1 protein-coding gene is annotated in these 660 nt (G+C 46.2%); it reads right to left on the reverse strand.

Going from position 1 to position 660, the window contains the following annotated elements; all coding sequences use genetic code 11:
* On the reverse strand, positions 1-660 hold a 660-nt coding region (locus R7044_RS25900; protein ID WP_225456083.1), incomplete at both ends, for a PAS domain-containing protein.

A 660-nucleotide genomic window follows, 5' to 3' on the forward strand; every position in this document is an offset into this window, starting at 1 on the left:
AAGTGATGTAATAGCTGATTTTACCGGACTTTGTTAAGTTCGCTTGGATACGCATGATCGCCGTAAACACATGATTCAATTGGGTACGGCAGCGTACTTCGCCTTCCCAAACATTCTCGCGCCCTAACTTATTCCAAATGTTTAGCGTCTCTTCGAGGTCTTCAGGAAGCAAACTCAGGCTGTGGGCATTCGAGCCTTTCACTTGTTCGGTAGAATAACCCATCATGTTTTCAAACTCTTGGTTGACCATGATGATGCGGAGCGATGCGTCAGAAATCATGACAGCGGTCATACCGTCGAGTGCGGCACGGGCTAACTTCGATTCCACACTATGACGACGGTAATGCAGCGCCAACGCGGTAATTGGCAAAGTGAAAACCAGTACAAGACTTAATACAAACAAGGATTCTTGAATAAGGTCATTGATGTCGCGCGTCGCTCTTTTTGACAACTGCTCATTCGAGAGGTCGATGATGAGATGCAAAGGTTCGTTGGAGACAAACTTAATCGAGCTAAACGCAATCAAATGTTCACCGTTATAAGAGTACCCCGCTTGCTCAGATACCACTCGCGGCCATATATCTGGATACATGTTCGAGAAATTAAACTGAGAACGCTCAGGAATAATATCGCCATACAAGCGCGACTCGTCAGGACTCG

The organism is Vibrio sp. 1402 (assembly GCF_033340275.1).